Source organism: Rugamonas rivuli, from assembly GCF_009380165.1.
Lineage (GTDB): Bacteria > Pseudomonadota > Gammaproteobacteria > Burkholderiales > Burkholderiaceae_D > Rugamonas > Rugamonas rivuli.
The window spans coordinates 718991-743871 of sequence record NZ_WHUF01000004.1 but is presented as its reverse complement, the minus strand read 5'-3'; the positions used below and the strand labels follow the sequence as shown (position 1 = coordinate 743871).

Below are 24881 nucleotides of genomic sequence, written 5' to 3'. Positions count from 1 at the left end.
AATTGTTGCGCAATTGCAACTATGTGTCAAGCCTCCAGCAAGAATACCATCAGTCCGCCCCTATTTGCCCGTCGCGTGCGCCTCGTAGGCGCGGATGCGGTCCAGCTTGGCCGAGTACAGGTCGTGGTCGCCGCGCGTGGTGCTGTTGGCCAGCGCCTTGCTCATGTGGGCGTCGGCCTCGCGCAGATAGCCCAGCTGGTAATTGGCCAGCGCCAGCCAGAAGTGGAACTCGTGGTAGTCCGGCACCCGCTCCACTTCGCGCGCGAACAGGTCGCGCGCGCGGCGGTAGTCGCCGGCCTGCATCGCGGCCTGGCCCAGGTTGAAGAAGTGGAAGGGCGGATCGGGTTCCAGCTGGGCCAGGCGGATGCGCAGCTGGGCCGCCTCGGCCCGCTTGTCCGGGGCCGGCTGGGCGTCCAGCGACTGCACCAGGTTGGACAGGAAGATGGTGTTGTTCGGCGCCTGCGACAAGGCGTAGCGCAGCGACTGCTCGGCCTCGGCCAGGTTGCCGTGGTGCTGGTAGACCACGCCCAGCGTGTTGTAGGCGTGCAGGAAGGCCGGGTCTTGCTCGACCGCCTTGCGGGCGGTCCAGTAGGCTTCGTCGAGCTGGCCTTGCGACAGCAGCTCGGCGGCGCGGTTGTTCAGGTACATGGCGATGATGGTCTGCTCTTCCAGCGGCCGGGTGCTTTCGCGCGCCTTGGGCGGGATGGGGATGAAGTCCACCGTCAGCGCGTTCGACAGGTCGACGCTGTAGATCTCGCCGTGGCTCAGGCGCGGCCGGCCCAGCGCCAGGTTGACGTGGTTGCTGGCGAAGTAGAGGTTGCCGGCGCGGCTCCAGCTTTCCTCGACGTCGACCTGCTGGAATTGCACCACCAAGTTGAGCTCGTGCGCCAGCGCGGCCGTCATGATGGCCAGCGACAGGCAGTTGCCGGCGCGCGCGGCGAAGGTCTGGGCGGCGTCGCGGGTGATGGCGGAATCGTATTCGAGCTGCAGCTTGTCCTTGCGGTACAGGGCGTCGAACAGTTCGCGGCGGGAATCCTTGCGCTGCAGGTTGTGGCCGATTTCGCGGTTCAGGTAGTCGCGCATCTCCTGGCTGACGGCGAAGACATGGCGGGTGTCGACCGGCGCGGCCGGCGGCTGGAACAGCTGGTCGTGGAATACGACCGGGGCGGCCGCGCGCAGCGTTTGCGACGGCCCGGCGCAGCCGCACAGCAGCGCGGCGCACAAGGTCAGGGCCCATGGTTTCATGACGAGTCTCCCTTTGCTGCGGAGCACAAGCCGGCGCCGCACCAGGCAGCGGACTCTGTGTTCCGCTTGAGGAAAGTATCCTCGGCTACCGGTGCGATGTCAAACGGGAATTTGCCGCGAATTGGCCGTATGGTTCAGGCCAGCGGACGCGGCTCCACCGGCTGGCCCTGGGCGTCGAAGCGCAGCGCCACCGTCAGCCGGACAATGCCGATGCTGGCCAGGGCGTCGCGCAGGTCGTCGACTTCGTCTTCGAGGTCGGCGCACGGGTCCAGCGGCTTGTCGGCCTCGGCCAGCACGGCGCCGCCGGCGCGCAATTGCACGCGCAGCAGCATGTCGTCGTCGAGGTCGGCCGGGGCGATGACGGCCTCGGCCTCATCCGGCGCCTGGCCGTCCAGCGCCTGGTTGAGCGTGGACAGCAGCTGCAGCATCGCGTACTCGGACTGGCCCTGGGCGCGCGCGCCGAAGAACAAGTCCTGGTACAGGAAATTCAGGCGCAGGTCCGGCGCACCGCGGCCGCGGCCCAGGCAGCGCGCCACCAGCGGCGCATGCTGCCCGGTCCACTGCTGGTAGCGCTCGGCGCGCTTGGCGAAATAGGCGTCGGCGGCTTTTTCGCCGGCCGGCACCTTGTAGAACGGGTCGTCGGCGCGCTTGAGCGCAAAGCCCAGCAGGAAGCGCAGCTCGACCGCGGCGTCGTCCGCGCCGAAGCCGGTGGGCGACCAGCCGGCCGCCATGCTGCGCTCCAGCGCCGGCGCGGCGGCGATCTTTTTCTCGGTCAGCGAGTGCGCCGCTTCGCGCACCATGGCGTGCAGCTGGCCGTAGCTGACGCGCTCGAATTCGTCGAGGTCGTAGGCGTGGCTGACCAGCACCACCTTGGCTTTCGGGCTTTCCAGCCCGGCCTCGGTGAAGCTGTCGAGCAGCGCCTCGTAGGCGGCGCCGTCCTGGAAGTCGAAGGCCGGGTCGAGGCCGCCCTGGCTGTGCACGAACACCGGAATGGCGAAGGCGTCGATCTCCATCTCGGGCGCGCCTTCGCGGCGCATCAGCACGCTGGCCGCGCCTTCCTCGACGGCGTTGCGCAGATAGCGGAAGCCGTCCAGCGCCTCGTCGCGCGCCAGTTCGATGGCGCCGTACAGCACCTCGTCCTTGCCCTGGTTGAGCAGCTTGCGCAGCAGGCGCTGGAAGTCCAGGCCCTTTTGCGCCAGGTCGGCGCGGGTGCTGTCGGCCACGATGTCCTGATTGAACTCGCCGTCGGCCAGGTCCAGCGCCAGGGCGCACAGTTCGGTGGTTTGCTGCTCGTCTTTCAGTTCCGGCGAGTTGGCGGATTTGCGCGGTACGGGGCGCTTATTTTTTGGCATTGTCTATTATCGTTCGGTGTGGAAGGCTTCGTGCAGTTCGTCCAGCAGGTCGGCGGTTTCATCTTCGGACAGGCCCAAGTGGCGGCAGGCGCGGTCGCCGCCTTTTTCCCACTCGTAGGACAGGTTGCTGCCGTGGAAACGCGAAATGCCTTTTTCCGCCAGCAGCGCCAGCGCCACCAGCGAGCGCACGGCGTCGTCGGTGGCCGGGTCGTCCAGCACGCGGTAGTCGTGGTGCAGCAGGATGGCCCAGGAGACGTCGGGCGACAGTCCCCAGTTGCGCGCCAGCAGGCAGCCGATGGCGGCGTGGTTGGTGCTGTAGCGGGCGTCTTCGAGCACGGTGAACGCCTGTTCGGCATCCTCGCAGGCGTCGGCGTAGGTGTGGGCGTAGTCGTCGAAGCGGTTCATCAGCAGCGGCACGCCGATGTCGCAAAACAGGCCGAAGGTGTGGGCGATGTCGGGCGGGGCGATGCGCAGCTTGCGCGAGAAGAACACCACGGCCTGGGCGCGGCGCGCCGAGATTTCCCAGAACGCGCTGAGGTCGGCTTCCTTGCCTTCGATGGCCTGGCGTGCCAGCAGCCCGGTCAGCAGGGCCGCGCACTGGTTGATGCCGAGGAAGTTGATGCCCTGTTCGACCGACTTGGCCTTGCGCGCGGCGCCGAAGAACGGCGAGTTGGCAAGCTTGAGCAGGGCGCCGGACATGCCGACGTCGTTGCCGATGATGCGGGCGATGCGGCGCGGCGACGGATCCGGCTGCGCCAGCTCGCGCTGCAGGTCGACGAGCAGGCTGGGCCGTGGCGGAATACGGATGGAGCGCATCAGCGCGTCTTCCACCGCGTTTTCTGCTGGCAAGGCTGGGGCTGCAACTGTCGTCATTGTGGTCTTCAGGGCTAGGGGCTGGCGATGCCAAAGCAGCACTATAAACCAGTGCGCTCACTCATGCTGGGCATGCTTACCCTGATTATCGCCGCAAGCGCGCGCGGCGGGCATGAATTTCTCCCGATTTTCTGCCGCCGGCAGCATATTTTGTCGTTAAATTCCTGCCAGTGCGGCGATTCGATAATCATTTGTCACGCCTTTCGTGAGCGGGGCGGTCACATTGGCATTTACAATAGCCACATGGACAAGCTCATCGCTGGCATAGATTTCAGCGCGCCCTCGGCCGAGGTGGCGCGGCAACTGATCGGCGTCACGCTGCTGGTGGACGGCGTCGGCGGCCGCATCGTCGAGGCCGAGGCCTACGACCGCACCGAGCCGGCCGCGCACAGCTACAACGGGCCGACGCCGCGCAATTTCTCGATGTTCGGGCCGCCCGGGCGCAGCTATGTGTACCGCTCGCACGGGCTGCACTGGTGCCTGAATTTCGTCTGCCGCGAGGAGGGCCACGGCGCCGGCGTGCTGATCCGCGCGCTGGAGCCGCTGGCCGGGCTGGACGCGATGCGCGCCCGGCGCGGCCTGGACGATGGTCGGCTGCTGTGCTCGGGGCCGGGGCGGCTGTGCCAGGCGCTGGGCGTGACGCGCGCGCATAACAATCTGGCGCTGGCGGCGCCGCCGTTCACGCTGCTGGCGCGCGAAGCGGCGGCGATCGAGGTGCTAGCCGGCCCGCGCATCGGCATTTCCAAAGCCGTGGAGCTGCCGTGGCGCTTCGGCCTGGCCGGCTCGCGCTTTTTGAGCAAGCCCATGCGCGAGGCTTGAGGCCGGCGTCTCCACCTTGAACACCGACACCGCCTGCGACAGCTGCACCGCCTGATCCTGCAGGCTGGCGGCGGCGGCGGCCGCCTGTTCGACCAGCGCGGCGTTCTGCTGCGTCACATCGTCCATCTGCCCGACCGCCTGGTTGACCTCGGCGATGCCCTGGGCCTGCTCGGCGCTGGCCGAGCTGATGCGGGCGATCACGTCGTTGACCTGCTGCACCGAGGCGACGATGTCGTCCATCCGTTCGCCGGCCTGGTGCACCGAGGCGCTGCCGCTGTCGATGGTGGCCACCGAGGCGGCGATCAGCGCCTTGATTTCCTTGGCGGCGGCGGCCGAGCGCTGCGCCAGCGTGCGCACCTCGCTGGCGACCACGGCGAAGCCGCGTCCCTGCTCGCCGGCGCGCGCCGCTTCCACGGCGGCGTTGAGCGCCAGGATATTGGTCTGGAAGGAGATGCTGTCGATGACGCCGATGATGTCGACGATCTGGCGCGAGCTGGCGCGGATCGAGGCCATGGTCTGCACCGCCTGGCGCACCGCCGTGCCGCCGTGCTGGGCCAGCTCGGTGGCGTCGGCCGCCAGGGTGCAAGCCTGGCGCGCGCTGGCGGCGTTGTCCTGCACCGCCTTGGTCAGGCTGGCCATGGCGCTGGCGGTTTCCTCCAGCGAGCTGGCCTGCATCTCGGTGCGGGTCGACAGGTCGAGGTTGCCGCTGGCGATTTCATGGGCGGCATTGTCGATGGCGCGCACCGCCGCCAGGATGGCGCCCAGCGTCTGGGTCAGGTTGTGCATGGTGTGGTCCAGCATGCGGGCGGTGTCGGCGATCTCGTCGCGGCCGTCGTTGCCGCGCCCGGCGCTCAGGCGGCCGGCGGCCAGCGCCACCACCACGTCGGCGATGGCGCGGATGTCGCGCAGCATGGCGCCGCGCACCGCCATCGTCACGCCCAGCGACAGCGCGATCGACAGCAGCACCAGCAGCGCCATGCTGTTGCCCAGCGCGTGGAACTCGTCGCTGGCGCGCGCGTACGCCTGTTCGCTGAGCTGCTTTTCCAGCGCCGACAGCTGCGCCAGCTGTTCGTTGAGCAGCAGGAACTGCTTTTCGCCGTTGACCATGGCGTTGGTGGCGATGCTCTGGTCCATCGACGCCATTTCCATGGCGTCGCCCACCGCCTTGCGGTAGGCCACCAGCGATTGCAGCGCCTGGCTCACTAGCGCCCGCTCCTGGCTCTCGCCGGGGGCGGAGGCTTGCGCCGACAGCTGGCGCAGCCGGCTGTCGATCTCGTGGTGGCCGGTCTTGATTTGCCGCGCCAGGGCGTCGATGCGGGCCTGGGCGAAGCTGCCGTTGACCCAGGCCAGCAGCTGGTAGATGTGGGCGTGGGCGTAGCGCGCCTCGCCGGTGATGTCGGCGGCGGCCTTGAGGCGGGCGGCGCGCAGCTGCACCAGGTTTTCCAGCGAGGCGTTCTGGCGCACCATGCCGTAGTAGGCGGCGCCCGCCGTGGCGATCAGCAGCAGCAGCACCAGGCCGGGCGCCAGCAGCAGTTTGGGACCGATACGCAGTTTCTTCAGCATGGTGCGCTCCCGCCGCTATTTTTTGTAGATGCCCGCTTCCAGCACGACGTCGCCGACGCGCAGGATGTAGGTGGTCTTGGGTTCGATCTTGCCGGTGTTGGGATTTTTGTACTGGTAGTCGACCCAGCCGCGGCCCTTGCTGGCGGCCAGCTCGATGATTTCGCGGCGGTACTTCTTGCCGTTGGCGTCGGGCACGTCGGTGAGGTTCTTGCCGACGATGGAAGGGTTGATCGGATGCGCCAGTACGATGCCGGTGTTGATGTCGCGCAGGTCGACGTACAGCGAGCCCTGCACGAAGTCGGGATCCTTGGCGACCAGTTTCTTGATCATCTCATCCTTGCCGTGGGCCTTGATGAAGGCTGCGCCTTTTTCCGCCATGGCGATGGCGTCTTTCTCGGTGGGCTCGGCGGCGTGGGCGGGAAGGTGCAGCAGCGCGGCGGCACTCAACAGGGCGATCAGTCTCATGGCGGTTCCTCGTAGGTTGGAAAGGGGCGGGATTGCTCCAGGCAACTGTACGCCGCCGTAGCCGGGCGGGGATTGCGATGCCGCAAGTTCTGGCCGTGTGGCAACTGTGTACCTCTGTCTGCGTCAAGGAAAAATTTATTTCCATGCGTCAGTTGATTTGCGGCAATCGGAATGTTGGAGGGGGAGCTAGCATGCAATTCCCACCCCTCCTTTTATTGCGATAGGAACCTGTGATGACCACTACCCCGATAGCGTCCTGGAACAGCGCCGGCGCACTAGCGCCCAAGTTCAAGCCCTTCATCCGCCAGACCATAGCCAATTCGCGCCAATGGGAATGGATACCGCCCGACCTGCAGGAAGCGGTGCAGGTGGTGTCGCATGTGCTGCCGTTCCGCACCAACGAATACGTGATGGACCACCTGATCGACTGGAGCAACATCCCCGACGATCCGATCTACCGCCTGACCTTCCCGCACCGCGACATGCTGGCGCCGGACGACTACGCGCAGCTGCGCGAGCTGGTGCTGGGCCGCGCCAACCAGCAGGCGCTGACGGAGCTGGTGCGGCGCATCCGCATGCGCATGAATCCGCACCCGGCCGGGCAGATGACGCACAACGTGCCGCGCGTGAACGACGCGCCGCTCAAAGGCTTGCAGCACAAGTACAAGGAGACGGTGCTGTTCTTCCCCAGCGCCGGCCAGACCTGCCACGCCTACTGCACCTTCTGCTTCCGCTGGCCGCAGTTCGTCGGCATGGACGACATGAAGTTCGACGCCAAGGAATCGCACGAGCTGGCGTCCTATCTGCGCATGCATCCGGAAGTGACCGATGTGCTGATCACCGGCGGCGACCCGCTGATCATGAACACGCGCTCGCTGGAGGCCTACATCGAACCGCTGCTGGCGCCGGACCTGGCGCACATCCAGAACATCCGCATCGGCACCAAGTCGGTGGCGTACTGGCCGCAGCGCTTCGTCACCGACCGCGACGCCGACGACCTGCTGCGCCTGTTCGAACGGGTGGTCGACAGCGGCAAGAACATGGCCATCATGGGCCACTACAACCACGCGGTCGAGCTGCGGCCGGACATCGCGCAGCAGGCGGTCAAGCGCATCGTCGGCACCGGCGCCACCTTGCGCATGCAGGGCCCGCTGATCCGCCACATCAACGAAGACCCGCGCAGCTGGGCCGAGCTGTGGCAGACCGGCGTGCGGCTGGGCGCCATCCCCTACTACATGTTCGTCGAGCGCGACACCGGCCCGCGCGAGTACTTCCAGCTGCCGCTGGCGCGCGCGCACGAGATCTTCCAGCAGGCTTACCAGATGGTGTCCGGCCTGTCGCGCACGGTGCGCGGGCCGTCGATGAGCGCTTTCCCCGGCAAGGTGGTGATCGACGGTATCGCCAACATCGGCGGCGAGAAGGTGTTCGCCCTGCAGTTCCTGCAGGCGCGCAATGCGGACTGGGTGCGCAAGCCGTTCTACGCCAGGTTCGATCCGAAGGCGACCTGGATGGACGAGCTGAAGCCGGCCTTCGGCAAGGACAAGTTCTTCTTCGAAGAGGAGGGCGGCAGCCGCAGCGAATACGGCGCCGAGCCGCCGGGACAGCGCAAGGTGATTCCGCTGATCTCGGCGCGGCAGGACGAGGCGCTGCGCGGCGGCGGCACGGGCGGATCGGCTGCGGCGGCCGGCTGCGGCGCCCGCACTCCGGCCTAGGTGCCGCCATGTCCGGCCGCGCGGTGTTCCTGCTGGTGTTCCTGCCGTTCGCGCTGGGCCATTATCTATCGAGCCTGATCCGCACCGTGAACGCGACGCTGGCGCCGCAGCTGATGGCGGCGCTGGCGCTGACCCCCGGCCAGCTTGGCCTGCTGACCAGCGCCTTCTTCCTGGCGTTCGCGCTGGCGCAGCTGCCGGTCGGCATGGCGCTGGACCGCTGGGGCCCGGCGCGGGTGCAGCCGCCGATGCTGCTGCTGGCGGCGCTGGGTGCGCTGGCCTTCTCCGGCGGCCACGACTTCGCCCAACTGCTGGTGGCGCGCGCGCTGATCGGCCTGGGGCTGGGCGGCTGCTTCATGTCGGCGGTGAAGGCGCTGGCCACCTGGGTCGCGCCGGCGCGGCTGCCTTCGGTGCAGGGCTACCTGATCGCGGCCGGCGGCTTGGGCGCGGCGTCGGCCACGCTGCCGGTGCGGCTGGCGTTGCAGTACACGGACTGGCGCGGCCTGTTCGTCGGCCTGGCGGCGGCGGCGGTCGGCATCGGCCTGCTGATACGCGTGCTGGCGCCGGCCGCGCCGCCCGCCAGCATCCGGCCGGCCGCCGCCACGGCACCGTCGGCCGCGCTGGCGGTGCTGCGCGAAGTGATGCGCCATCCGGCCTTCCGCGAAGTGGCGCGGCTGGTGCTGGTGCCGCACATGGTGTTCTTCGGCATACAGGGCTTGTGGATCAGCCGCTGGCTGACCGACGTCGCCGGCTATACGGAGCAGGGCGTGGCTTATCTGCTGTACCTGGCCATGGCGGCGGTGATCTTCGGCGCCATCGCGGTCGGCATGCTGACCGAGTGGGCAGGGCGGCGCGGCATAGAGCCGATCCGCGTGGCGGCGGCCGGGGTGGCGCTGTTCGTGCTGGTGCAGCTGGGCTTTGTGCTCAACTGGCGGCCCAGCTACCAGCTGCTGTCGGTGCTGTTCACGCTGATCGGCACCATCACCGGCATCGAGTACGCCATCGTCGCGCAAAGCCTGCCGGCCACGCTGACGGGACGCGGCGCCACCTGCCTGAACCTGCTGATCTTCCTCGGCGCGTTCGCGGTGCAGGCGGGCTTCGGGCTGCTGGTGGGCTGCTGGCAGCCCAATGTGCTGCAGCAGTATCCGGCCCAGGCCTACCAGGTGGCGTTCGCGGTGCTGGTGCTGCTGCAGCTGCGGGGATTGTTGTTATTCGCGCGCGGACGCTGGGGCCGGGAGGCGCAATCCGGTAAAATCGAACACCAATCCGGCAGCCCGGCAACCAGCTCTTCGATCACACCATGACTTCTACACACTCGGTCTTCGTTTCCCTGCCATCCGCCTGGCAGGAGTGGATCATGGATAACCTGGACCGCGCCTGCAATCCGCTCGACATGGCCAACAGCATGGCCGGCTCCGGCCAGCACAGCATGGCGGTGGCGCGCGCCGCCATCGACGAGGCGCTGGCGATGCGCGCCGGCGCCGGTGCTGCTGCGCCGCAGGCCAGCGTGTTCGTGGCGCCGCAGCAGATGCCGTATATCGACCTCGAACGCAACCTGGTGGCGGCGCCCGACCGCGTGGCGGAAGTGCTGTTCGTGCTGAAGCAGCCGCAGATCATCCTGTTGGGGAATGTGCTCAGCGACGAGGAGTGCGACGCCATCATCGCCCATTGCGGCACGCGCTACACGCGCTCCACCGTCACCGGCGAGGCCGACGGATCGAGCATGGTGCACGAGGGCCGCACCAGCGAGATGGCCTTCATCCGGCGCGGCGAGGCCGAGGTGGCCGAGCGCATCGAACGGCGGCTGGCGGCGCTGGCGCACTGGCCGGCCGAGTGCAGCGAACCGTTCCAGCTGCAGAAGTACGACGCCACGCAGGAATACCGCCCGCACTACGACTGGCTGGACCCGGACAGCAGCGGCCACCGCAGCCACCTGGCGCGCGGCGGCCAGCGGCTGGCCACCTTCATCCTCTACCTGAGCGATGTGGAGCAGGGCGGCGGCACGGTGTTCCCCGGCCTGGGGCTGGAGGTGTATCCGAAGAAGGGCAGCGCGCTGTGGTTCCTCAACACCGACATCAACCACCAGCCGGACAAGCGCACGCTGCACGGCGGCGCTCCGGTGGTCAGTGGCACCAAGATCATCGCCAACAAATGGCTGCGGCAAGGGCGCTACGGTTAGAATGGCGGGCATCGGCATAAACATCGCCACCGCTTTTAACCAAGGAACCCCCATGAGACTCGTTCGTTACGGCCGTCCCGGCAAAGAAAAACCAGGCCTGATCGATGACGAAGGCAAGCTGCGCGACCTGTCCGGCGTGATCGCCGACATCGACGCGGCGCAGCTGGCGCCGAAGGCGCTGCGCAAGCTGGAGAAGATCCCGCACGCCTCGCTGCCGCTGGTGCGCGGCAATCCGCGCTACGGCGTGCCGGTCGCGCGCGTCGGCAAATTCATCGGCATCGGCCTCAATTATTCGGACCACGCGGCCGAGGCGGGCATGCCCATCCCGAAGGAGCCCATCGTCTTCATGAAGGCGATTTCCTGCCTGTCCGGCCCGGACGATCCCATCATGCTGCCGCAAGGCTCGAAGAAGACCGACTGGGAAGTGGAGCTGGGCGTGGTGATCGGCAGCCGCGCGCAGTACGTCAGCGAGGAGGATGCGCTCAAGTACGTGGCCGGCTATTGCGTGGTCAATGATGTGTCGGAGCGTTCGTTCCAGCTGGAGCGTGGCCCGCAGTGGGACAAGGGCAAGGGCTGCGACACCTTCGGCCCGGTCGGCCCGTGGCTGGTGACGCAGGAAGACATCTACGACGTGCAGCAGCTGGACCTGTACCTGGAGCTGAACGGCAAGCGCATGCAGACCGGCAGCACCGAGACGATGATTTTCTCGGTGGCGCAGATCGTCAGCTATCTGTCGAAGTTCATGACGCTGGAGCCGGGTGACGTGATCGCCACCGGCACGCCGCCGGGCGTGGGCCAGGGCCGCAAGCCGCAGCGCTTCCTCAAGAAAGGCGACGTCCTGCGGCTGGGCATCGCCGGTTTGGGCGAGCAGCAGCAGGACGTCATCGCCTGGACGGCGCCGAAATAATCAGGTCACGCTGGCCAGCGCCCGCGCCAGGGCGTCGGCCAGGCGGCTGGTGATCTCCGCCAGTTCCGCCTCGGTGGCGATGAAGGGCGGCGCCAGCAGGATATGGTCGCCGCGCCGGCCGTCGATGGTGCCGCCCATCGGATACACCATCAAGCCGCGCGCCATGGCCTGCTCCTTGACCGCCGCGTGCAGCTGGCCGGCCGGATCGAAGGGCTGCTTGCTGTCGCGGTCCCGCACCAGCTCCAGCGCCAGCAGCATGCCGCGCCCACGAATATCGCCCACATGCGGATGGTTGCCGAAGGCCTCGCGCAGCATGCGGCGGAAGGCGGCGCCGCGCACGGTGACTGCGCCCAGCAGACAATCCCTCTGTATCACCTTCTGCACCGCCAGCGCGGCCGCCGCCGCAACCGGATGGCCCATGTAGGTGTGGCCGTGCTGGAAGGCGCCGCTGCCCTCGCGCAGGCGCCGCACCACATGCTCGCGCGCCAGCACCGCGCCTATCGGTTGATAGCCCGCGCCCAGTCCCTTACCCAGCACCACCAGGTCCGGCAGCACGCCCTCCTGTTCGAAGGCGTACAGCGTACCGGTGCGGCCCATGCCGCACATGACTTCATCGAGTATCAGCAGCAGGCCGTATTGGTCGCACAAGCGGCGCACGCCACGGAAGTAGCCGGGCGTGGGCGGCAGCGCGCCGGCGGTCGCGCCGACCACGGTTTCGGCGACGAAGCCGATCAGGTTTTCCGGGCCTTGCTGGAGGATGGCCGCTTCCAGTTCGGCCAGCAGGGCGGCGGTGTAGTCTTCGGTGCTCTGGCCTTCTGCGCGGTCGCGGTATTCGTAGCAGGGGGCGACGCGCGGCACCTGGATCAGCAGCGGCTCGAACGGGCGGCGGCGCCATTCATTGCCGCCGATAGCCAGCGCGCCCAGGGTGTTGCCGTGATAGCTCTGGCGGCGCGCGATGAACAGGCTGCGCTTGGGCTGGCCCGCTTCGACGCAGTACTGGCGGGCCAGCTTGAGCGCGGTCTCCATCGCTTCCGAACCGCCCGAGACCAGGTAGACGTGATCGAGGTCGCCGGGGGCGTCGTTGGCCAGGCGGGTCGCCAGTTCCTCGGCGGCGTCGCAGCTGAAGAAGGCGGTGTGGGCGTAGGCGTTGCGGTCGATCTGGGCGTGCATGGCGGCCAGCACGTCGGGATGGGCGTGGCCCAGCGAGGAGACGGCGGCGCCGCCGCTGGCATCGAGATAGCTGCGGCCCTGGCTGTCGCGCACGGTCAGGCCGGCGGCGCTGACGGCCAGCGGCGGCGCGCGGCGGAGGTTGCGGTGGATGATGTGGCTCATGGCGTCCTTTCGGTCAGGGGTGACGAAGAGCAGACGATAGCCGCGATCGGCTTGTATTCTGTTGATCTATGCCGCACCATGAGCGAATAATTGAAAGGGATGCACACCATGACCGACCGTTTGGGAGCTATACCGTTTGCCGACATGAGCGCGGCGCAGCAGGTGGCCGCGCAAGCCGTGATCGACGGCCCGCGCGGAGCCTTGTACGGGCCGTTCGTGCCGCTGATTCGCAGCCCGGAGCTGATGGCGGCGGCGCAGCGCATGGGCGAGTACCTGCGCTACCGCAGCGCCATCGGCACGCGGCTGACGGAGCTGGCGATCCTGGTGACGGCGCGGCAGTGGAGCCAGCAGGTGGAATGGGCGATCCACGAGCCGATCGCGCGCCAGTACGGCATTGCGGACGACGTGATCGCGGCGGTGGCGGCGCGGCGCCGGCCCGAGGGCATGGCGGATGACGAGGCGCTGGTGCACGACTTCTGCGTGCAGCTGCACCGGCAGCAGCGGGTGGACGACGCCACCTATGCGGCGGCGCTGGCTGCCTTCGGCGAACACGGGGTGGTCGACCTGATGGGCATCAACGGCTACTACACCTTCCTGGCGATGGTGATGAACGCGGCGCAGACGGCGGTGCCAGCATCGCCGGCCGCGCCGCTGCCGGAATGACGATGGAGCGGAATCGGATGGACCCATTGAGCGACTATTTTCTGCGTCAGCAGGCGGCGCTGCCAGCCGATGGCCCAGGCTTCAGCGCGGTGGTGCTGCGCGATGGCGAGGTGACGTTCGAGCTGCATCACGGGCTGGCGTCGCTGGAGCTGGCGGTGCCGCTGTCGGCGCGTTCGGCGTACTATCTGGCGTCGGAGTCCAAGCAGTTCACGGCGGCGGCGGTGCTGGCGCTGGTGCGCGCCGGGAAGATCGGATTGGACGACGATGTCTGCGCGCTGCTGCCGGAGCTGGCCGAATTCGAGCAGCCGTTCGCCTTGCGCAGCCTGCTCAATCACAGCAGCGGCATACCGGACTACTTCCAGTTCCTGCGCTGCCAGCCGGGCCGACACGAGGCGGATTACTTCAACAATGCCGACATCCTGCGCATCATCGCGCGCATGGACACAGTCGAACGCGGTGCGGGCCACCGCTACAGCAACAGCAATTACATCCTGCTGGCGGCGCTGATCGAGCGCGTGAGCGGCATGCCGGCCGCGCGCTTCCTGCGCGAGACGCTGCTGCTGCCGCTGGGGATTACGCACATGGGCTTCGACGACGACCGCCAGAACGTGCTGCCGCACCGGGTCTTCAGCTACGAGGTCGATGCGGCGCGGCCGGGTGGCTACCGTCAGCACCTGGGCAACGCCAACACGGTGGGCGATGGCGGGGTGTATACCAGCACGCAGGAGCTGGTGCAGTGGGAGCGCGAATGGCACCGCCAGTGGGCGCAGCCGGACAGCCTGCTGCAAGCGATGCTGCAGCCGTCGCCGCTGGAAGACGGCTCGGTGCCGGACTATCGCTTCGGGCTGGAATGGGTGCAGCGCCAGGGACACGACGTGGTGTTCCATGGCGGCGGCCTGTGGGGTTTCAATACGCTGATCGTGCGCCTGCCGCAGCGGCGCATGTCGGTGATCCAGCTGGCCAATTCGGATGCCACGCAGCCGGATATGGAGCAGCTGGTCGCGGCGGCGTTGGCCTAGGCCAGTACTTTTTTCAGCCAGGCGCTGATGTGGACGACTTCTTCCTGACACAGCGAGTGCTGCATCGGGTAGTCGTGCCATTCGACGCTGTAGCCCAGTTGCTTGAGCAGGTCGCGCGACTGTTCGGCGCGGGCCACCGGGATCACCGGGTCCATGCGGCCGTGCACCATGAAGATCGGCGTGGCCAGGCTGGCCGGCGTGTGTTCGGCCGCGGCCTTGTCGGCGATCGGCACGTAGCCGGACAGGCACATCAGGCCTGCCAGTTTTTCCTTCTGGCGCATGCCGGTTTGCAGCGTCATCGCGCAGCCCTGCGAGAAGCCGGCCAGGATGATGCGCTCGGCCGGGATGCCGCGTGCTTTCTCGCGCTCGATCAGCGCTTCGACCTTGGCTTGCGAGGCGCGCAGGCCGGCTTCGTCTTCCTGGCGACCGAGGTCGGTGGCGACGATGTCGTACCACGCCCGCATCACGTAGCCGCCGTTGATGGTCACGGGCATGGTGTCGGCGTTGGGGAACACGAAGCGGATAGCCGGCAGGCCGCGCAAGTCCAGCTCGTGCAGCATGGGCACGAAGTCGTTGGCGTCGGCGCCCAGGCCGTGCATCCAGATGATGGCCACGCTCGGGTTGGCGCCGGTTTCTTTTTCGATGGTTTGCAGCAGGGTGCTCATGGGCGTCCTCAGGGTTGGGGGCGTAGCGCGGATTTGGGGCGGAAGGCCTTGCAGACGGCCGGATCGGTTTCCATGTAGGGACCGCCGATCAGGTCGACGCAATACGGCACGGCGGCGAAGATGCCGCCCACCAGCGTGGCGCCGTCGGCGTCCTTCAGGCCGCCCAGCGTTTCGGCGATGGCCTTGGGCTGGCCCGGCAGGTTCAGGATCAGCGCAGCGTGGTCGGCGATTTCGCGCAATACGGCGGTCTGGCGCGACAGGATGGCGGTCGGCACGAAGTGCAGGCTGATCTGGCGCATCTGTTCGCCGAAGCCGGGCATTTCGCGGGTGCCGACGGCGATGGTCGCCTCGGGCGTGACATCGCGCCGGGCCGGGCCGGTGCCGCCGGTGGTCAGCACCAGGTGGCAGCGGGCGGTGTCGACCAGCTCGGTCAGGGTGGCTTCGATCTGCGCCTGCTCGTCGGCGATCAGGCGGGTTTCAAGGCGATAGGGGGTGGTCAGGGCGCGCGCCAGCCAGTCCTGCAGGGCGGGTACGCCCAGGTCCTGGTAGACGCCGCCGCTGGCGCGGTCCGAGACCGATACCAAGCCGATGACCAGCGTGTCGCTGTTACTCGTCATCGGACTCGCTGTCTTCGTCTTGCTCGTCGCCGTCGGCGGAAGGCTTGTTCTTCTTGGCGTCGACTTGCTTGAGGATCTGGAAGATCTCGCGGTAGGCTTTAGGCGGCTTGTTCTCTGCCTGCTCCTTGCGGGCGTTGCGGATCAGGGTGCGCAGCTGCTGCACGTCCAGTTCCGGGTTCTCTTCCAGCAGCGTGGTCAGGGCCTTGTCGTCGGTCAGCAGCTTGTCGCGGCGGCGTTCCAGCGCGTGCATGGCGGCCGTTTCCGACTTGGAAGCGCCTTTCCAGCTGTCGATGGTTTTCTGGATCACGGCCACTTCGGCCTCGTCGAGGGTGCGCATCTTCTTGCCGATGAATTGCATCTGGCGGCGGCGGCCCTCGTGGTTGGTGATGTTCTGGCAGTCGAGGATGGCATCCAGCACGTCCTCCGGCATCGGTACGCGCTTGACGCGGTCGCGCGGCGCCTCGACCAGGGTTTGCCCCATTTTTTGCAGGGCGTCGGATTGGCGTTTGAGCTCGGTTTTAGACGGACGCTCGTACTCTTGTTCGAATTCGGTGGAGCTGAAGCCGACGCCGCCGCTGCCGCGATTGGGATTTACCATAATATTAACTCTCTGTCAGGCGCGTGGCCGCACCTGTAAACTGTAAACGACTGCTATGATACCTGTTTTAGCGGCCACCCGAAGATTACAGCCCATGAGCGATACCCATTTTACCCACACCCAGGACCAGTTGAAGCAGCTCGCACGCGATGTGCTGGCGTTCGCCAAGGAGCAGGGCGGCACCGATTGCGCCGTCGAAATCAGCGAAGGCAGCGGCCTGTCGGTGTCGGTACGCAAGAGCAAGATCGAGACCATCGAGCAAAACAAGGACAAGGGCATGGGGGTGACGGTGTTCATCGGCCAGCGCCGGGGCAACGCCAGCACGTCGGACTTTTCGCCTGCCGCGCTGAAGGCGACGGTGGAGGCGGCCTACAACATCGCCCGCTTCACCTCGGACGACGATTGCGCCGGCCTGGCCGACGCCGACCAGCTGGAACTGGCGCCGCGCGACCTGAAACTGTTTTATCCGTGGGATATCAGCACCGCCGACGCGGTGGCGCTGGCCCAGCGCGCCGAGGCGGCCGGCTTTGAGGTCGACCCGCGCGTGACCAATTCCGAAGGCGCAGGCGTGCACGTGCAGCAGTCGCACTTCGTCTCGGCCAACTCGCGCGGCTTCATCGGCGGCTATCCGTACTCGCGCCACACGCTGTCGGTGGCCATGATCGCCGGCAAGGGTTCGAAGATGCAGCGCGACGACTGGTACACCTCGGTGCGCGACGCCAAGAGCATGTCGTCGCCGGAAGCGATCGGCCGCTACGCCGCCGAGCGCGCGCTGGCCCGTCTGAACGCGCGCACCATCGACACCCGCACCTGCCCGGTGCTGTTCGAAGCGCCGCTGGCGGCCGGCCTGCTGGGCGCCTTCGTACAGGCGACTTCGGGTGGCGCGTTGTACCGCAAGTCCAGCTTCCTGCTGGACTCGCTGGGCAAGCAGGTGCTGCCGAAACATATCCAGATCAAGGAAGACCCGCATGTGGTCGGCGGCGTCGGCTCGGCGCCGTTCGACGAAGAAGGCGTGCGCACCGTCAAGCGCGACGTGGTCAAGGATGGCGTGGTGCAGGGCTATTTCCTGTCGACCTATTCGGCCCGCAAGCTGGGCATGAAGACCACCGGCAACGCCGGCGGCTCGCACAACCTGTCGCTGACCTCGTCGCTGACCAAGAAGAGCGACGACTTCGCCGCCATGCTGCGCAAGATGGGCACCGGCCTGCTGGTGACTGAGCTGATGGGCCAGGGCACCAACTACGTGACCGGCGATTACTCGCGCGGCGCGTCGGGCTACTGGGTCGAGAACGGCGTGATCCAGTATCCGGTGGAAGAGATCACCATCGCAGGCAATATGAAGGACATGCTGGCGCAGATCGTCGCCGTCGGCGCGGACGTGCTGGTGCGCGGCACCAAGCAGACCGGCTCCATCCTGATCGAGAACATGGTGGTGGCCGGCGGCTAAGTCCCGCCGCGCTGTCCATGCCTGCCGCAACGGCCGCCCTCGGGCGGCCGTTGTTGTTTGCGCGCCTTCATTTGCAAAGCGGGCTCGACGGCACGCCGCAGGAGATCAGGCGGCCGACGTCGGGGTTGGCGAGGTAGTTCTCGTGGGCGTAGTCGGGGCGCTCCAGCAGGCCGAAGTAGGTGGGCGCGTTGGAGACCAGGATGTTGTAGACCGTGACGCCCTGGCCCGCATATTTTTCCGTCTGCAGCGTGTACGACAGCAGGTCGTTGGGATCGGTGAAGGCCACCAGCGTCAGACGCTGGTCGACTGCCGGCGCTTCCCTGCGTGCCAGGCGCTGTTGCAGCAGCAGTTGCAGGCTGTCCGGTGCTGCAGGCGCCAGCAACGACGTGGCGATCTGCTGGTCGGCCAGCGACAGCAAGGGAATCTGGTTGGCCGTCATCACCAGCAGGCGCATGCGGTCCACCGCCTGTTGCGCGACCGGCGCCGCGCGCGAGCCGGGCGCTTCCGCCGTCATGCGCAGCAGGGTGTCGAACAGGATCTTGCTGCCCATGCTGTCGGAAATGACCACCAGCGGCACGCCGGGCGCGGTGTCGGCGGCGCCCAGCACCTGCAGGATGGCGTCGCGCATGCGGCGCTGCATGTCGTCGCGCGCCACGCCCTGGTAGACCAGCGCATCGGACAGGCAGTCGTCGAGCAGGCCATCCTTGAAGCGGGCGTTGAGGCTGGCGCGGGTGGGCGTGAACGGCGGCGCACCGTCGCAGATGGACGACTTGTTGGTCTGGTCGTAGCACAGCTGGCGCTTGAGTTCGGTGGTCAGCGGCGACCAGATCAGCGCATCGAAACGCAGGCGGCCGGCCGGCGTGTCGGCGGTGGACGAGACGATCTGCACCTGCGGGCCGGCGGCGGCCTTGAGCGCTGCCGGCCCGGCGGCGACGCCCAGCGATTGCATCAGCTGGCCGACCACCGCGCCGGCCCAGCTGGCGTCGTGCGTGCAGATGCCGTGCACCAGCAGCACGTCGGCGGTCTTGCCGTTGGCGCGGGCGGCCAGGTCGATCAGGCCGGGGAAGGTGGTGCCCGCGTCCAGCAGCTGCGGCGGGCGATAGGGCGTGCTACAGGCGCACAACATCAGCACAATCAGCAACAGTGCGCGGCGTATCCAAGTCAGGGTATTCATGCTGAACCTCCAGAAGCGGCGCGTGGATGCGCCGGTGAGGTCCAGTGTATTTTTCCCTGCGGCGGCGACCTTGTCGCGCCGCAGGGAAGGGCTCAGCTTATTGCTGTGCCAGCAGCGATTGCAGAACCGGCTGCAACACTGCCTTGCCCAGCTCGGCGCTGCGGGCGCCGTTCCAGCCGGTGTCCGGGTCCGGATCGTTGGCGTTGTCCTTGAACGGCATCTCCAGCGTCAGCGACAGGCAGCCGAAGGCGTGGGTGATGTGCGGCGAGCCCATGGTCAGGGTTTCGTCGGTGTACGGCGTTTCGCCGTAGCCGTAGTCGTCCTGGAAGTCCGGGCTGGCGATCAGGAAATTGTCGATGAAGTATTGCTGCGCCTCTTCCTGGTCCGGCGTGAAGGTCGGCAGCGATTCGCTGCCCGCCACGAACACGTACGGCAAGCCTTCGTCGCCGTGGATGTCCAGGCACAGGTCGCAGCCGATTTCCAGCATCTTGTTCTTGACCAGGAACACTTCCGGGCTGCGTTCCATGGTTGGGTTCAGCCATTCGCGGTTCAGGTTGGCGCCGGCGGCGTTGGTGCGCAGGTTGCCGCGCACCGAGCCGTCCGGGTTCATGTTCGGCACGACGTAGAACACGGCTTCCTTCAGGCACTGGCGGCCGAAAGGATTGGCCGGGTCCAGCAGCGCTTCGACCATGCCTTCGACAAACCATTCAGCCATCGTCTCGCCTGGGTGCTGGCGGGCGATGACCCAGACTTTCTGTTCCGCTTCAGGGTCGCCGATCACCAGCATGTTCAGGTCGCGGCCGTCGATGGTGCTGCCCAGGTCGACCAGCTTGACCAGCGGCGACAGTTGGGCGTTGTCCAGCAGCGACAGGTGGCGTTCCCACGAGTACGGCTCGAAATAGGCGTAGTAGACGCTGTCGTATTCCGGCGTGTGGTTGATGGTCATCACCTTGCCGTCGTAGGTGGTCGGCACGCGGAACCAGTTGTCGCGGTCGTAGCTGGCGACGGCCTGGTAATCCTTCCAGCCGTCCGGGTAGGCGGCGGTGCCGGCGTTCAGGAAGCGCAGCGCCAGCGGCGTGCCTTGCGCGCCCTGGACGCGGAAGTAAAACCATTGGGTGATGTCGGCGTGCGAATCCTTGCGGATGTTCAGGTCGATGGCGGCCGGATCGTCGGCACGCAAGACCTCGATGGCGCCGGCGTCGAATTGCTGGCTGATTTTGATAGACATGGCGGAATCCCGGTAAATTCTATGTAAGAAGTTGGTGTGCACTTGTGGCGCAGTGCCGACATGATACAGGCTCGCGCCAACCCCGGGGTCAAGTCTGACATTTGGACACGCTCTCAGCCGTAGCAGCCGCTACGGCTGAGAGCGTGTCCAAATGTCAGACTTGACCCCACCTTAGGTCAGGCCGCCGAAGCGGTCGAAGAAGGCGGGTTCGGCGGCGGGGGCGGCGGGGTCTTCGCGGCGCAGGGTGGCGTCGATGTGTTGTTCTGCCGCGGCGTAGACGGCCAGGTAGATGCTGCGTGCCAGCTCGTAGGCCAGCGCGCCCGGCCACGGCGTCGGCAGCAGCTCGACCGGCAGTTGCGGATCGTGCAGCTGCACCCGGCGGTAGGCATGGATCAACAGCGTGCGCACCACGAAGGCTTGCTGCGGCGTCAATGCCTTTGCCGCGTCATCGGTCGCAGCGGCCGACTTCAGCGCCGCCAGCAGCGGTTCGAACTGCGCGATGAACTGGTCATAGCCCTGGGCCACGCCGCTCAAATCCCAGCCGTCGGCCACCAGCTCGCTCAGCGGCCGCCCGCTCACCTGGCGCATGGCCTTGCCCTGCACCACGAACAGCTTGCCCGCCACGCCCAGCCGCTTGAGTAGCTCGTCCAGCGCCGGCCCGTCGGCCGCCGGATGGCCCATGATGCCGGGCGCGATCACGCTGTAACCTTCCCACAGCAACTCCTTGCGCACCGCGCTGCGCTCGGCCGCGTCGAGCGCGCCGTCGCCGTTGAGGATCAGCGTCCAGCTGCCGTCCCAGTGCACATTGAGCGGCGCGTAGATGCGGCGGTAAGCGTGCACGAAGCGCGCCATCGCCGGCGCGGTGATCGCATACGAACTGCGGCGACCGTCGCGCTGGGCGCCCAGCCATCCTTCCTGCGCCAGCCGGAACACGGCGGTGCGCAGCAGCCGGTCGTTGACGCCGAACGGCGCCAGCAACTCGATCAGGCTGCCCAGCCACACCATGCCGCCGTGCGGCACGATGGCGTCGCCGAAGATCGTCACCACCAGCGACTTCGAACGGGGCGGGTCGCTGGCCAGGAAATCGGCTATCCAGTCGTTGCAATTCATGAGCAGGAATCTCTCTTTCTATACACACACAAACAAGAGTTTACTTTGCCTGACCATCGGCGCAGCATTTATTTCTTGGCTCTTGCTGATAGGATACTGTTTTGTGATTTGAGTCAAAAAAAACGTAGTCAAACAAAAATATGTATCGTATTATCCATCTACTAGCGATGAGGAGACAGCGATGTATGCACAAATGGTGGACACGGGCCTGAGCACGGTCCGCACGGCGGACGACATGGCCGCCGACGAGCGCGCCTTCCAGGCCCGCATCGATGAGGGCGTCAAGATCGAGGCCAAGGACTGGATGCCGGACGCCTATCGCAAGACGCTGATACGGCAGATCTCCCAGCACGCCCACTCGGAAATCGTCGGCCAGCTGCCCGAGGGTAACTGGGTGACGCGCGCGCCTACGCTCAAGCGCAAATCCATCCTGCTGGCCAAGATCCAGGACGAGGCCGGCCACGGCCTCTACCTGTACAGCGCCGCCGAAACGCTGGGCGTGTCGCGCGACGAGCTGCTGGCCGCCCTGCACAGCGGCAAGGCCAAGTACTCCAGCATCTTCAACTACCCGACGTTGTCGTGGGCCGACATGGGCGCGATCGGCTGGCTGGTGGACGGCTCGGCCATCATCAACCAGATCCCGCTGTGCCGCTGCTCCTACGGCCCGTACGCGCGCGCCATGATCCGCGTGTGCAAGGAAGAATCCTTCCACGCCCGCCAGGGCTACGACATCATGATGTCGCTGGCCAAGGGCACGCCCGAGCAGAAGGCCATGGCCCAGGATGCGCTGAACCGCTGGTGGTGGCCATCGCTGATGATGTTCGGCCCGTCCGACGCCGAATCGGTCAACAGCGCGCAGTCGGCGCAATGGCGCATCAAGCTGTTCTCCAACGACGAACTGCGCCAGCGCATGGTCGACCAGACCGTGCCCCAGGCCGAGTACCTGGGCCTGACCGTGCCCGACCCGGATTTGAAATTCAACGCAGAAACCGGCCACTACGAATTCGGCGCCATCGACTGGAGCGAATTCCACAACGTATTGAAGGGCAACGGCCCGTGCAACCGCGAGCGCCTGCGCACCCGCGTCAAGGCCTGGGAAGACGGCGCCTGGTTCCGCGAAGCGCTGGTCGCGCATGCCGACAAACACGCCACCGCCAAGGCAGCATAAGGAGATCAAGATGAGCAAAGAATGGCCACTGTGGGAAGTCTTCATCCGCAGCCAGCACGGGCTGGCGCACAAACACGTCGGCAGCCTGCACGCGCCGGACGCCGAGATGGCGGTCAACAACGCGCGCGATGTCTACACCCGCCGCAATGAAGGCGTCAGCATCTGGGTGGTGCGCGCGGCGGACATCGTCGCCAGCAGCCCGGGCGACAAGGGTGCGCTGTTCGAGCCAGCCAACAGCAAGGTGTATCGCCACCCGACCTTCTTCCCGATGCCGGAAGAAGTCAAGAACCTGTAAGCGGAGCACACCGTGCAAAACAAGGTAAATTATTTACTGCGCCTGGGCGACAACGCCCTGATCCTGAGCCAGCAGCTGTCGCAGCTGTGCGGCAAAGGCCCGGCGCTGGAAGAGGACATGGCGCTGACCAACGTCGCGCTGGACCTGCTCGGCCAGACCCGCCTGTGGTACGAGTACGCGGGCGAACTGGAAGGCGCAGGCCGCGACGAGGACAAGCTGGCCTACCATCGCGACGCCCACGACTTCAAGAACTGCCTGCTGATGGAGCAACCGAACGGCAACTACGCCGACACCATGGTGCGCCAGTTCTTCTTCGACGCCTGGCACTACTTCCTGATCGTCGGCCTGACGCGCAGCAGTGATGCCCGCATCGCCGCCATCGCCGAGAAATCGCTGAAGGAAGTGACCTATCACCTGCGCCGCAGCGGCGATCTTGTAGTGCGTCTGGGCGACGGCACGGAAGTCAGCCACGCCAAGACCCAGGCCGCCGTCAACGAGCTGTGGATGTACAGCGGCGAAGTGTTCGCCTACGACGCGGTCGACGAGGCGATGGTGGCCGAAGGCGTGGCCCCGGCCGCCGACGGCCTGCGCGCGCAATGGCTGGCGCATGTGGCCGAGATCCTGGGCGAAGCCACGCTGGCCATGCCGCCGGCCGACGCCTGGATGCAGAAGGGCGGCAAGCAAGGCCGCCACAGCGAGCACCTGGGCTACATCCTGGCCGAGATGCAGTTCCTGCAGCGCGCCTATCCCGGCGCCACCTGGTAACAGCGAGCCGATCATGACAGCCGCCGCCATCGACCGCACCGCAGTCGCTCCCGCGAAAGCGGGAGCCCATGCCGAGCAAATCTGGGCCTGGCTCGCCGAGGTCTCCGACCCCGAAATCCCGGTCATCTCCATCGTCGACCTGGGCATCGTGCGCGACGTGCAGCTGGCTGCCGATGGCGCGTGCACCGTCACCATCACGCCGACCTATTCCGGCTGCCCGGCCATGCAGGTCATCGCCGACGCCATCACCGACGCGCTGCACGCACACGGCCTGCAAGACGTACGCCTGCAAAACCAGCTCTCCCCAGCCTGGACCACAGACTGGATGAGCGAAGCGGGCAAGGCCAAGCTGCAAGGCTACGGCATCGCCCCGCCGGCGCAGCAGGTGATCGACATCAGCGGCCTGCGGGCCGGCGTTGGCGCGGACGGCGCACTGGCCGCCATCTCCCGTCGCGCCCAACCGCGCCTGACGGTGGCATGTCCCAACTGCGGCTCGCGCCACACCGAAATCACCAGCCAGTTCGGCTCCACGCCCTGCAAGGCCTTGTACAAATGCCTGGATTGCCGCGAGCCCTTCGACTACTTCAAGTGCCACTAAAAAGATCATGAGCAAATTCCACCCGCTGACCGTCTCGCAAGTGCGCAACGAAACGCGCGACACCATCGCCGTCACCTTCGCCGTGCCGCCCGAGCTGCAAGACAGCTTCAAGTTCCAGCAAGGCCAGCACCTGACGCTGCGCGCGCACATCGCCGACGAAGACGTGCGCCGCTCGTACTCGATCTGCTCCGCCGTGCAGGACGGCGCGCTGCGCGTGGCCATCAAGCGCACGCAGGGCGGCCTGTTCTCCAGCTGGGCCAACGACACCATCAAACCCGGCGTCACGCTGGAGGTGATGCCGCCGATGGGCCACTTCAACGTGCCGCTGGACGCCGCCAACCGCAAGCACTACCTGGCCTTCGCCGCCGGCAGCGGCATCACGCCCATCCTGTCCATCATCAAGACCACGCTGGCGGCCGAGCCGCACAGCCGCTTCACGCTCTTCTACGGCAACCGCGCCTCGTCGTCGGTGATCTTCAAGGACGAACTGTCCGACCTGAAGGACACCTACATGGAGCGCCTCAAGCTGGCCTACGTGATGAGCCGCGAGCAGCAGGACATTGAGCTGTTCAACGGCCGCATCACCAAGGACAAGGCAGCGCAGTTCCTCAAGTACTGGGTGCGCCCGGAGGACATCGACGTCGCCTTCATCTGCGGCCCGGAAGACATGATGCACGGCGTCTCCGAAGCGTTGCAGGAAGCCGGCGTGGCGAAATCGCAGATCAAGATCGAGCTGTTCGCCGCCAGCATTCCCAAGCACCAGCACAAGCCACGCGCCATCGATCCGCAGGCGGGCCGCCACGAAACCGAAGTCACCGTCATCATGGACGGCAACGCCACCAGCTTCACCATGGACCAGGACAAGGAATCGCTGCTCGACGCCGGCCTCAAAGCCGGCATCGACATGCGCTACTCCTGCAAAGGCGGCGTATGCTCCACCTGCCGCTGCAAGCTGCTCGAAGGCCAGGTCGACATGGACGTCAACTACGCACTGGAAGACTACGAAATCGCGCGCGGCTATGTGCTGAGCTGCCAGAGCTTCCCCATCACCGACAAGGTCGTCATCGACTTCGACCAGGCCGAATAAAAA

The 24881-nt window shown here is 66.8% G+C and carries 25 protein-coding genes; 13 read left to right on the top strand and 12 right to left on the bottom strand.

Translation table 11 applies throughout. The annotated features are described in order from the left end of the window. Nucleotides 1–60: 60 nt before the first annotated feature. The 3 genes from GEV01_RS18335 to GEV01_RS18325 form a co-directional block, all read right to left on the bottom strand. Nucleotides 61–1245, bottom strand: a complete 1185-nt coding sequence (locus GEV01_RS18335; RefSeq protein WP_152806949.1) for a tetratricopeptide repeat protein — start codon at nt 1243–1245, stop codon at nt 61–63. Nucleotides 1246–1379: 134 nt separating this feature from the next. Next, nucleotides 1380–2597 (bottom strand): hypothetical protein, encoded by a 1218-nt coding sequence (locus tag GEV01_RS18330; protein ID WP_152806947.1) that lies wholly within the window; start codon nt 2595–2597, stop codon nt 1380–1382. A 6-nt stretch (nt 2598–2603) separates the two neighbouring features. Further along, on the bottom strand, nt 2604–3470 hold the full coding sequence (locus GEV01_RS18325) for an HDOD domain-containing protein (protein ID WP_152806945.1): 867 nt from the start codon (nt 3468–3470) through the stop codon (nt 2604–2606). A gap of 243 nt (nt 3471–3713) precedes the next feature. Here GEV01_RS18325 and GEV01_RS18320 point away from each other — a divergent pair, with 243 nt between their 5' ends. Next, the gene (locus GEV01_RS18320; protein ID WP_152806943.1) at nt 3714–4289 is read left to right on the top strand and encodes a DNA-3-methyladenine glycosylase; all 576 of its coding nucleotides are present in this window, start codon (nt 3714–3716) and stop codon (nt 4287–4289) included. Here the strand turns inward: GEV01_RS18320 and GEV01_RS18315 are convergent. Both GEV01_RS18315 and GEV01_RS18310 read right to left on the bottom strand, forming a co-directional pair. Next, on the bottom strand, nt 4188–5852 hold the full coding sequence (locus GEV01_RS18315; protein WP_152806942.1) for a methyl-accepting chemotaxis protein: 1665 nt from the start codon (nt 5850–5852) through the stop codon (nt 4188–4190). The genes GEV01_RS18320 and GEV01_RS18315 overlap by 102 nt on opposite strands. Nucleotides 5853–5867: 15 nt before the next feature. Beyond that, nucleotides 5868–6317, bottom strand: coding sequence for a cache domain-containing protein (locus GEV01_RS18310; protein ID WP_152806940.1), 450 nt, complete (start codon nt 6315–6317; stop codon nt 5868–5870). 233 nt (nt 6318–6550) lie between these two features. On the opposite strand from GEV01_RS18310, the gene GEV01_RS18305 reads away from it, so the two are divergent. The 4 genes from GEV01_RS18305 to GEV01_RS18290 are packed head-to-tail and all read left to right on the top strand — an operon-like array spanning nt 6551 to nt 11112. Further along, nucleotides 6551–8029: a KamA family radical SAM protein gene (locus GEV01_RS18305; protein ID WP_152806938.1), complete on the top strand. Its 1479-nt coding sequence runs from the start codon at nt 6551–6553 to the stop codon at nt 8027–8029. An 8-nt stretch (nt 8030–8037) separates the two neighbouring features. Beyond that, on the top strand, nt 8038–9330 hold the full coding sequence (locus tag GEV01_RS18300; RefSeq protein WP_152806936.1) for an MFS transporter: 1293 nt from the start codon (nt 8038–8040) through the stop codon (nt 9328–9330). Beyond that, nucleotides 9327–10205: a 2OG-Fe(II) oxygenase gene (locus tag GEV01_RS18295; protein ID WP_235914410.1), complete on the top strand. Its 879-nt coding sequence runs from the start codon at nt 9327–9329 to the stop codon at nt 10203–10205. The genes GEV01_RS18300 and GEV01_RS18295 overlap by 4 nt, the downstream gene beginning before the upstream one ends. Before the next feature lie 52 nt (nt 10206–10257). Next, entirely contained in the window at nt 10258–11112 is an 855-nt protein-coding gene (locus GEV01_RS18290) for a fumarylacetoacetate hydrolase family protein (protein WP_152806934.1), read from the top strand. On the opposite strand, the gene GEV01_RS18285 is transcribed toward GEV01_RS18290, so the two are convergent. Then, nucleotides 11113–12444 carry an aspartate aminotransferase family protein gene (locus GEV01_RS18285; protein ID WP_152806932.1) on the bottom strand — a complete coding sequence of 444 codons (1332 nt, stop codon included), beginning with the start codon at nt 12442–12444 and terminating at the stop codon, nt 11113–11115. Nucleotides 12445–12552: 108 nt separating this feature from the next. Between GEV01_RS18285 and GEV01_RS18280 the strand changes: the two genes are divergently transcribed. Together GEV01_RS18280 and GEV01_RS18275 are read left to right on the top strand one after the other, a co-directional pair. Then, nucleotides 12553–13107 carry a carboxymuconolactone decarboxylase family protein gene (locus GEV01_RS18280; RefSeq protein ID WP_152806930.1) on the top strand — a complete coding sequence of 185 codons (555 nt, stop codon included), beginning with the start codon at nt 12553–12555 and terminating at the stop codon, nt 13105–13107. Nucleotides 13108–13124: 17 nt separating this feature from the next. Beyond that, the gene (locus tag GEV01_RS18275) at nt 13125–14126 is read left to right on the top strand and encodes a serine hydrolase domain-containing protein (RefSeq protein ID WP_152806928.1); all 1002 of its coding nucleotides are present in this window, start codon (nt 13125–13127) and stop codon (nt 14124–14126) included. Here the strand turns inward: GEV01_RS18275 and GEV01_RS18270 are convergent. Genes GEV01_RS18270 through yjgA form a run of 3 tightly spaced genes read right to left on the bottom strand, consistent with a single transcriptional unit; the run spans nt 14123 to nt 16006 of the window. Next, entirely contained in the window at nt 14123–14791 is a 669-nt protein-coding gene (locus GEV01_RS18270; RefSeq protein ID WP_152806926.1) for an alpha/beta hydrolase, read from the bottom strand. The two genes, GEV01_RS18275 and GEV01_RS18270, sit on opposite strands and share 4 nt — an antisense overlap. Before the next feature lie 8 nt (nt 14792–14799). Further along, entirely contained in the window at nt 14800–15408 is a 609-nt protein-coding gene (gene mog, locus GEV01_RS18265; protein WP_152806924.1) for a molybdopterin adenylyltransferase, read from the bottom strand. Continuing rightward, nucleotides 15398–16006: a ribosome biogenesis factor YjgA gene (gene yjgA, locus GEV01_RS18260; protein ID WP_152806922.1), complete on the bottom strand. Its 609-nt coding sequence runs from the start codon at nt 16004–16006 to the stop codon at nt 15398–15400. The genes mog and yjgA overlap by 11 nt, the downstream gene beginning before the upstream one ends. A gap of 94 nt (nt 16007–16100) precedes the next feature. Here yjgA and pmbA point away from each other — a divergent pair, with 94 nt between their 5' ends. Further along, a complete protein-coding gene (gene pmbA / locus GEV01_RS18255) occupies nt 16101–17453 on the top strand; it encodes a metalloprotease PmbA (protein ID WP_152806921.1) in 1353 nt (450 codons plus the stop codon). Nucleotides 17454–17520: 67 nt separating this feature from the next. On the opposite strand, the gene GEV01_RS18250 is transcribed toward pmbA, so the two are convergent. The 3 genes from GEV01_RS18250 to paaX all read right to left on the bottom strand — a co-directional run bounded on the left by GEV01_RS18250 (nt 17521) and on the right by paaX (nt 20965). Continuing rightward, a complete protein-coding gene (locus GEV01_RS18250; RefSeq protein WP_152806919.1) occupies nt 17521–18627 on the bottom strand; it encodes a hypothetical protein in 1107 nt (368 codons plus the stop codon). A gap of 97 nt (nt 18628–18724) precedes the next feature. Beyond that, entirely contained in the window at nt 18725–19855 is a 1131-nt protein-coding gene (locus GEV01_RS18245) for a M14 family metallopeptidase (RefSeq protein ID WP_152806917.1), read from the bottom strand. Between the two features lie 171 nt (nt 19856–20026). Next, nucleotides 20027–20965 (bottom strand): phenylacetic acid degradation operon negative regulatory protein PaaX, encoded by a 939-nt coding sequence (gene paaX / locus GEV01_RS18240; protein WP_152806915.1) that lies wholly within the window; start codon nt 20963–20965, stop codon nt 20027–20029. Nucleotides 20966–21146: 181 nt separating this feature from the next. Between paaX and paaA the strand changes: the two genes are divergently transcribed. From paaA to paaE, 5 genes are read left to right on the top strand one after another with little or no spacing between them, the layout of a single operon-like run. Next, complete coding sequence (gene paaA, locus GEV01_RS18235) at nt 21147–22133, top strand: 1,2-phenylacetyl-CoA epoxidase subunit PaaA (RefSeq protein WP_008452290.1); 987 nt, start codon at nt 21147–21149, stop codon at nt 22131–22133. Nucleotides 22134–22143: 10 nt separating this feature from the next. Beyond that, nucleotides 22144–22428: a 1,2-phenylacetyl-CoA epoxidase subunit PaaB gene (paaB, locus tag GEV01_RS18230; RefSeq protein ID WP_008452288.1), complete on the top strand. Its 285-nt coding sequence runs from the start codon at nt 22144–22146 to the stop codon at nt 22426–22428. Between the two features lie 12 nt (nt 22429–22440). Next, on the top strand, nt 22441–23193 hold the full coding sequence (gene paaC / locus GEV01_RS18225) for a 1,2-phenylacetyl-CoA epoxidase subunit PaaC (protein ID WP_328595548.1): 753 nt from the start codon (nt 22441–22443) through the stop codon (nt 23191–23193). 13 nt (nt 23194–23206) lie between these two features. Further along, nucleotides 23207–23791: a 1,2-phenylacetyl-CoA epoxidase subunit PaaD gene (gene paaD, locus GEV01_RS18220; protein ID WP_152806913.1), complete on the top strand. Its 585-nt coding sequence runs from the start codon at nt 23207–23209 to the stop codon at nt 23789–23791. A 7-nt stretch (nt 23792–23798) separates the two neighbouring features. Then, the gene (gene paaE / locus GEV01_RS18215; protein ID WP_152806911.1) at nt 23799–24878 is read left to right on the top strand and encodes a 1,2-phenylacetyl-CoA epoxidase subunit PaaE; all 1080 of its coding nucleotides are present in this window, start codon (nt 23799–23801) and stop codon (nt 24876–24878) included. Nucleotides 24879–24881 lie beyond the last annotated feature (3 nt).